General features: G+C 72.8%; 8 protein-coding genes. 2 read left to right on the top strand and 6 right to left on the bottom strand.

The annotated features are described in order from the left end of the window. The 5 genes from E0F75_RS32945 to E0F75_RS32925 all read right to left on the bottom strand — a co-directional run. The coding region (locus tag E0F75_RS32945) for an AMP-binding protein (RefSeq protein ID WP_229314624.1) at positions 1-584 on the bottom strand (584 nt) is incomplete at its 3' end. Positions 585-689: 105 nt separating this feature from the next. Beyond that, positions 690-1,985 (bottom strand): glutamate synthase-related protein, encoded by a 1,296-nt coding sequence (locus tag E0F75_RS32940; protein ID WP_229314623.1) that lies wholly within the window; start codon positions 1,983-1,985, stop codon positions 690-692. Next, entirely contained in the window at positions 1,982-3,004 is a 1,023-nt protein-coding gene (locus tag E0F75_RS32935) for an asparagine synthetase A (RefSeq protein ID WP_229314622.1), read from the bottom strand. The genes E0F75_RS32940 and E0F75_RS32935 overlap by 4 nt, the downstream gene beginning before the upstream one ends. Beyond that, positions 3,001-4,308, bottom strand: a complete 1,308-nt coding sequence (locus E0F75_RS32930; RefSeq protein ID WP_229314621.1) for a methylaspartate mutase — start codon at positions 4,306-4,308, stop codon at positions 3,001-3,003. Before E0F75_RS32930 ends, E0F75_RS32935 begins: the two co-directional genes overlap by 4 nt. Further along, on the bottom strand, positions 4,305-4,880 hold the full coding sequence (locus E0F75_RS32925) for a cobalamin B12-binding domain-containing protein (protein ID WP_229314620.1): 576 nt from the start codon (positions 4,878-4,880) through the stop codon (positions 4,305-4,307). The genes E0F75_RS32930 and E0F75_RS32925 overlap by 4 nt, the downstream gene beginning before the upstream one ends. Positions 4,881-5,141: 261 nt before the next feature. Here E0F75_RS32925 and E0F75_RS32920 point away from each other — a divergent pair, with 261 nt between their 5' ends. Together E0F75_RS32920 and E0F75_RS32915 are read left to right on the top strand one after the other, a co-directional pair. Continuing rightward, positions 5,142-5,411: a hypothetical protein gene (locus tag E0F75_RS32920; protein WP_229314619.1), complete on the top strand. Its 270-nt coding sequence runs from the start codon at positions 5,142-5,144 to the stop codon at positions 5,409-5,411. Positions 5,412-5,568: 157 nt separating this feature from the next. Continuing rightward, a complete protein-coding gene (locus E0F75_RS32915; RefSeq protein ID WP_229314618.1) occupies positions 5,569-5,781 on the top strand; it encodes an MbtH family protein in 213 nt (70 codons plus the stop codon). Positions 5,782-5,871: 90 nt separating this feature from the next. On the opposite strand, the gene E0F75_RS32910 is transcribed toward E0F75_RS32915, so the two are convergent. After that, positions 5,872-6,795, bottom strand: coding sequence for an ornithine carbamoyltransferase (locus E0F75_RS32910; RefSeq protein WP_229314617.1), 924 nt, complete (start codon positions 6,793-6,795; stop codon positions 5,872-5,874). Positions 6,796-6,877: the final 82 nt, after the last annotated feature.

Raw genomic sequence — 6,877 nt, 5'->3', positions numbered from 1 at the left:
ACGTTCCGATGGGTGTTCGCCACACCCTTCGGCACACCACTCGAACCCGACGTGTACATCACATACGCCAACTGGTCGGGCTGGACGGCCACGTCGAGGGCGGCCACCTCGTCCCCCTCCGGAACCGTCACGTCCTCCGTCAGCCGCAGCACCGGCAGGTCGCCGGCGAAGGCCGCCTCCCGCTCGTCGCGGTCGGTGAGGAGGAGTACGGCCCCGGTGTCGGCGAGGATGAACGCGCGCCGCTCCTCCGGCTGACGCGGGTCCAGCGGCACGTACGCGCCACCCGCCTTGAGCACGGCGAGCATCGCGACGACGTACGCGAGGGAGCGGTCCTGGAAGAGACCGACGCCGTCGCCGGGCCGGACGCCCCGGTCCCGCAGACGGTGCGCCAGGGCCGTGGCGGCCGAGTCCAGGTCGCGGTAGGTGAGTTCGCGTTCCCCGCACACCAGCGCCACGGCGTCCGGCGTCCGTGCGGCCTGGGCGGCGAACAACTCGTGCAGGGCGCCCTCGGGGAGCCGCACGGCGGTGCTGTTGTACGCGTCGATGTCGACGGCGGGGGCCTGGACGGAGTGCTGGTGAGACATCTTCTCGACACCATTCTCGAAGGTTCGGGCGGGTACGGGTCTCGCGGCGTGCCGGACATCCCGTACGGCCACGACTGGGAATCGCGTGTGTGGTGCTGAGGCGGACTAGGCGGCGCCGGGGGCGGCCGGTGGCTGCTCCCACCGGTCCGGCAGGAGCAGGTCCTCCGGGGCCAGGGCGTTCACGTGGTACTTGCCGACCGCGCTGGTCAGCATCCGCAGTTCGAGGGCGAGGGCTTCGACGAGCCGGGTCAGGCCGGCCTCGCGGTCCTCGTCGACGGCGAGCAGTGCGGCGCGGCCGAGGCCGACGGCACGGGCGCCGAGGGCGAGGGCCTTGACGGCTCGGGTGCCCTCCCACATGCGTCCGCTGGCGAGGAGGCAGTGGTCGGTACGGCCGACGTGGCGCAGGCAGTCGGCGAGCGGCAGGCCGACGTGGGTGAGGAAGCCGGTGGGGGCCCAGGCGGTGCCGCCCTCCGCGCCGTCGACGGTGACGGAGTCCGCGCCGGCCGCCCAGGCGGTGGCCGCGGCGTGGGCCACGTCCCGGCCGGGGTGGAGCTTCACCCACACCCGGGCGCGGGGGAAGTTGTTGCGCATGAGGCGGATCTGCTGGCGCAGGATCTCCTCGGTGAAGGTGCCGGGGCTGGCGACCCGGAGCACCTGGCCGCTGCCGGCGCCGAACACCTCGTCGAGGGAGTACTGCTCGGCGACCTGGCCCGCGGTCTCCCGGTCGAGGAGGGTGAGCCCGCCGAGGCCGGGCTTGGCGCCCTGGCCGACCTTGAGCTCGAAGGCGAGGCGGCCGGTGGCGAGCAGGGGTTCCGTGACGGGGTCGCTGTAGACGAGGTTCCACACCTCGGCGTCGGCGTCCTCGGTGGACTGCTGGACGACGACGCCGCCGTGCTCGTCGTCGGCCGCCTCGGCATAGGCGGCGATCCGGCCGAGCAGCGGGGAGGCGCCGGCCTCGCCGGCGCTGCGGTAGCCGTTGACGGGGACGACGTTCTCGCCGATGACCAGGGGGATGCCGAGCGCTCCGGCCTGCCGTCCGGCGGCCTCGCCGAGGTCGTGGCTGGCGACCCTGGTGGACCCGAAGGCCGACACGTACAGCGGCAGCCGGCTGGTGAACCCGCCGATGACGGTGTCGAGTTCGACGTCGCTGTAGAGCGGCTCGCGGGCGAGGTCGATGAGCTTCTTCAGCCGCTCGGGCATGAAGACGGGCGGCACGATCCGGATCCGCTCCAGCACGTCGTCCGGGTCGTACCCGGCCCGTTCCGGGGACGGGGCGGGAACGGCGCCGAGCAGTCCGGTGCCGTAGCCGGCCTCGGCGGGGAAGACGGCCCCGGCGCCGTGCCGGGCGCGCTGCCGGACCTGCTCCTCGGGGAAGCCGTCGGCGACGAGTGCGGTGCTCACGCCGACACCACCCCGGGGAGCTTCGGGTAGGCGCTGGCCTGCCAGGCGGCCTGCCGTCCGGTGACGTAGCGGGTGAAGCGCTCCAGGCCGATGCCGAAGCCGGAGCTGGCGGGGATGCCGCGGCGGGCCAGGTCCAGGTACCAGCCGTACTTGGCGGGGTTCTCGCCGGTCTCCCGCATGCGGGTGACGAGGGTGGCGTAGTCGTGCTCCCGCTCGCTGCCGCTGGCGAGCTCGCCGTACCCCTCGGGGGCGATGAGGTCGAAGTTCCGCAGTACGCCGGGCTGTTCGGCGTTCTCCTTGTCGTAGAAGCCGCGGGAGCCCTTGGGGTAGTCGGTGATGAAGAAGGGGCGGTCCGCGCGGGCGGAGACGATCTCCTCGCCCTGCCAGTCGATCTCGGCGGCCGGGTCCTGGGGATGGCCGAGACCGATCAGCTCGGCGGTGGCCTGCTGGTGGCCGACGCGTCCGAAGGCACCCGCGAAGATCTCGCGCAGGGCGTCGGTGTCCCGGCCCAGCAGGTCGAGTTCGGCCGGCATGTGGGAGACGACCTCGGCGACGACATGGGTGACGAGCTGCTCGGCGAGGTCCATCGCGTCCTCGCGGCGGGCGTCGCGGATCTCGACGTCGATCTGGTGGAACTCGGCGAGGTGGCGGTGCGTGACGGCCGTCTCGAGGGGTTCCAGCCGGACGTTGGGCGCGATGTAGAAGATCTTGTCGAAGGCGAGGAGCGAGGCCTGCTTGTAGAGGATCGCGCTCGTCATCATCTTGTACTTGTGGCCGTAGAAGTCGACGTCCACCTGCTTGGAGCCGCGGATGCCGGGGTCGGTGACCGGGCCGATGATGGGCGGCAGCAGCTCCTGGAAGCCGCGGGCGGTCAGGAAGGCGCGGGTGGCGGTGAGCATGTGGCTCTGCACGCGCAGGGTGGCCCGGGTGAGCGGATCGGTCAGGTGCGCGTCGGGCGAGGACGGGAACGGCAGGAGAGCCTCGTCCACGGCCTCGGCGATGGTGACGGTCATGGTCATACCTCCTGGAGGAGAGGGGCGTCGACGGGGGTGTGGTCGACGTCCTCGGTGCGGATGTCGAGGTGGTCGTATCGGCGCTGCACGAAGGTCAGCGCGTCGTGGAGTCCGGTCGCGGTGAGCCGGGCGCCGCTGCGTCCGGCGACCCGTCCGATGGGCATGGCCCCGATGTTCGACCAGGTCAGCCGGCCCGCCGCGTCGATGTGGCTGCGGGAGCGGCCGGCGTTGTCGGGGTGCAGGCAGTAGGGGACGTCCAGGTAGCCGCGCTCGAAGGCCTTCAGGAGCGCGCTGCCGAGGTCGGTGTGCAGGTCGAGTACGGCGTCCACGAGGGCGCGGGCCTCGGCGTAGACGGGGTTGTCGGCCGCGTCGTCGGTCTCCTCGGCGCCCGCGGTCGCGGCGGCCCGGCGGGCCGCCTCGGTCGCGATGCGCAGGGCCCGGACGTTCTCGGCGACGGTCGGGATGCGGTGGGCCTCGGCGGCGGTCTTCACGATGAGCCGCTGCCCGCCGGCCCGGACCGCGAGCTCGGCGGAGTCCGCCAGGAGGGCGTGGGCTCCGCGCGTGGTCCTCGGGTAGACGCCCATGTAGGTGTAGACGACGACGTGCCAGTCGGTGTCCGGCAGGAGTTCGGCCGCGAGCCGGCGCAGCGCGCGCACCGCCTGCCGGTCCTGCCCGGGGTTGGTCTGCTGGGCGTAGCTGAGCGAGACGGACCGCAGTCCCGCGCGGTGGAAGAACACGCCCTCCAGGGCGCTGATCGCCACGAGCAGTCCCGGCGGGCAGAGCTGGCCGAGCATGCAGCCGCCGAAGCTCTCCAGGTGCGGTTCGGCACCGTCGGCGCGCAGGGTGGCCAACTGCTCGCAGGTCTCCTGCCAGTTGCGGACGGAGTCCTCCAGCGGGGTACGGCCGTAGGGCAGGCAATACGAGACCGGTCCGCCCTCGGTCGCGGTGAGGCCGAGCCGGGCGAGCGCGGCGACGATCCGCTGGGGCCGTGCCGAGCCGTGCCGGACCTGGACGGGGAAGGTCTCGTCCGCGAGTCCGTCCAGGACCCAGTGCGAGGTGCTCGGGCTGTAGGAGGTGATCGGGTAGCCGTTGAGCGGGATGCCGTCGCCCAGGGCGCGGACGGCCGAGGGCTCGTCGCAGACCCGGGTGTAGCTGTCGATGGTGAGGGTGCCGGCGACGGCGTCCGTGGCGGCCTTGGTGGCCGCGAGCCCGGTCCTCATCCGGGCGGGCTCGGAGAAGCCCATGCGGGGCTGGACCACGAGGGCCCCCCTCGCGTGGGCCGCGGCCACGAACCGGCCGAAGGACGTCACCCTGCCACCCCTTCGAGGCGGGCGGCGGAGGCCACCGGGGCGAGGTCGGCGGGGACGCGGTCGGCGGCCGGAGCACCGTCGGCCGAGAGCGGGGCGGCCGGGCCGCGCTCGGCGTCCAGTCGGGCGATGAACGCCTCGAAGGCGCCGAGGCCCGCGTCCTGGCCCTGCTCCGGGCCGTCCTGGAACACCGCGTCGAAGCCCGCCTCACGGAGCCGGCGGCCGTGCCCGGCCCGCTGCTCGGCGCCGAGGACGCCCAGCTTGCCGCCGATGACGGCGGGCAGGCCGGCCAGCTCCCAGCGCGAGCGGATCGCCCGGATGAGCTGGTCGGCGTCCTGGAAGCCGTGGCCGTTGACGGTGCTGACCACGAGCAGGTCGGGCTGGTACTTGCCGCAGGATTCGACGATCTCGTCCTGGGGGACGCACGGGCCCAGGTTGATGACGTGGTGTCCCAGGTCCTCGATCAGCAGCTGGATGAATACGAGGTTCCAGGTGTGCGCATCGGACGGCAGTCCGGTGACAACGACGTCCAGCGGCCCGGATCGCTCTCGGGACGCCCATTCCGCAGTCTGCATCATCACTTCTTCGTCCACATCGTGGGATGACAAGTGGGAGAAGGAGGTCCTGGATCGCTCGGAACATCCCTTCGGCATCGATCGTAGGAACGCGGGACCCCGCCGACCGGCGCCCCGGGCGGCAGCCGGGCGGCAGTTGCCGGTGCCTGTCGCCGCCGCCGTCCCGGCCCGCCCTACAGTCGAAATCCGCCGCTCCGAAGCCCTGTCGGCCGGAGCGGAACGCGGGAGCACGCGCGTCCGAGAACCCTGAGGAGTGGACCCATGTCCCAGATCGCCCCCGCCGCGGAACTGGCCGCGGCCCTGCGCGACGTCATGACCGATGCCGACCGCCACGAGCCCCTGGGCGAGGCCAAGTTCGCCGTACTGGAGGCGGCGGTGCAGTTGATCGACGCCGACCGGCCGGAGCTGGCGGACCAGCCCCGGCTGCGCACGGAACTGCTGCGCGAGGCGCTCGGCTCCGTGCGGGCCGCCGCGGTCGCCACCGGCATCGCCGTCACGCGCGCCAACGAGGTCTCCCGCGTACTCGTATAGGACCCCGCGCGGGGGGCCGGCCGCCGAGCACGAGGCTCGGGCGGGCTGCCGCCCAACTGCCGCCCCGGCTGCCCGAACCGGCGGACACCGTCTCGTAGCGTCGAGGCACCGGTGCGGCACCGGATCCCCGTTCCACGGAACCCACAGAGGTGAAGCCATGGCAACCAATCCGTTCGACGACGCCGACGGCCGTTTCGTCGTCCTGGCCAACGACGAGGGCCAGCACTCGCTGTGGCCCGCCCGGATCCGCCGCCCGGAGGGCTGGCAGCTGGTCCACGAGGAGGGCAGCAAGCAGGAGTGCGCCGAGTACATCGAGGCCAACTGGACGGATCTGCGGCCCCGTTCGGTGGTCGCCGCGATGGGCGGCTGACGACCGTCGCGCACACGCGGGGGCGGCGTCGGTACCGGGTTCCCCGAACCCGTACCGACGCCGCCCCCGTCCGTTTCGGACCTGTGCCGCTCAGTTCTCGCCGACCACGCACCACTCCAGTACGGCCATCGCCGCGGTCATCTTGTGGTGGGCCTGCCGCCACGCGAGGCTGCGCTCCCCGTCGAGGACCTCGTCGGTGACCTCCTGGCCGCGGACGGCGGGCAGGTCGTGCAGGAAGACGGTGTCCGGGCCGCTGTGCCGCTCGAAGAACGCGCGGTCGATGGCGAACCCCTCGAACGCCGCCCGCCAGTCGGGGTCCGCCTTCGGTACGCCCATGGTCTGCCAGCGGCTCGTGTAGACCGCGTCGACGGGCCCGTCGACCTCGGCCGGGTCGGTGATCCGGCGCACCTGGTGGTCGCCGCCGCTCAGTTCGTCGACGAGGTCCATGGTGCTCTTGGGCACCTCGTACCCCTCGGGGCTCAGCAGGGTGATCCGCAGCCCGGGGGTGAGCGCGCCGGCCAGGGCGAGCGCCGCGCCGGAGCTGTTGCCCTCGCCGACGACGAGCACATGGAGTCCGGCGAGCTTCCCGAAGTGCTCGGCGAGCGTGGTCAGGTCGGCGATCGCCTGGGTCGGGTGCTCGTCGAGGCTGAGGGCGTTCACCACGGCGAGGTCCGGGCTGCCGCCGAGGCGGCGCATCTCCGCCACGTCGCCGTTGGTGCGGACGACGAGCGCGTCGAGGTACTGGCCCAGGACGCGGCTGGTGTCCTCCACGGTCTCACCGGTGGTCAGCTGGAGTTCGTCGGGGCCGAACGTGATGACGTCGGCGCCCAGCCGGGTGGCGCCGCTCCAGAACGACGTCCGGGTCCGGGTGGACGACTTGCGGAAGTAGACACCGACCTGGCGTCCGGCCAGCGGCTTGTCGTCGACGCCGCCGGTGCCGAACTCGACGGCACGGGCGACGATACGGGCGAGCTGCTCGGGCTTCAGGTCGGCGAGCGAGATCAGGTTGCGCATGGCGGACGGGCCTTTCTTCGAGGAAGGGGAAGAGGGAGGGAGAAGAGGAGCGGGTGGAGGAGACGGAGGGAGAGCGGGGTCT

Origin of the sequence: Streptomyces sp. CB02980 (genome assembly GCF_014451325.2) — a bacterium.
Classification (GTDB): Bacteria; Actinomycetota; Actinomycetes; order Streptomycetales; family Streptomycetaceae; genus Streptomyces.
The sequence above is the reverse complement of the archived record's forward strand: the minus strand, read 5'-3'. Positions and strand labels throughout refer to the sequence as shown.

Coding starts and splice junctions, on each gene's coding strand:
- E0F75_RS32935 (WP_229314622.1), bottom strand. CDS start 3,004: ATGACCATGACCGTCACCATCGCCGAGGCCGTGGACGAGGCTCTCCTG.
- E0F75_RS32925 (WP_229314620.1), bottom strand. CDS start 4,880: ATGCAGACTGCGGAATGGGCGTCCCGAGAGCGATCCGGGCCGCTGGAC.
- E0F75_RS32920 (WP_229314619.1), top strand. CDS start 5,142: ATGTCCCAGATCGCCCCCGCCGCGGAACTGGCCGCGGCCCTGCGCGAC.
- E0F75_RS32915 (WP_229314618.1), top strand. CDS start 5,569: ATGGCAACCAATCCGTTCGACGACGCCGACGGCCGTTTCGTCGTCCTG.
- E0F75_RS32910 (WP_229314617.1), bottom strand. CDS start 6,795: ATGCGCAACCTGATCTCGCTCGCCGACCTGAAGCCCGAGCAGCTCGCC.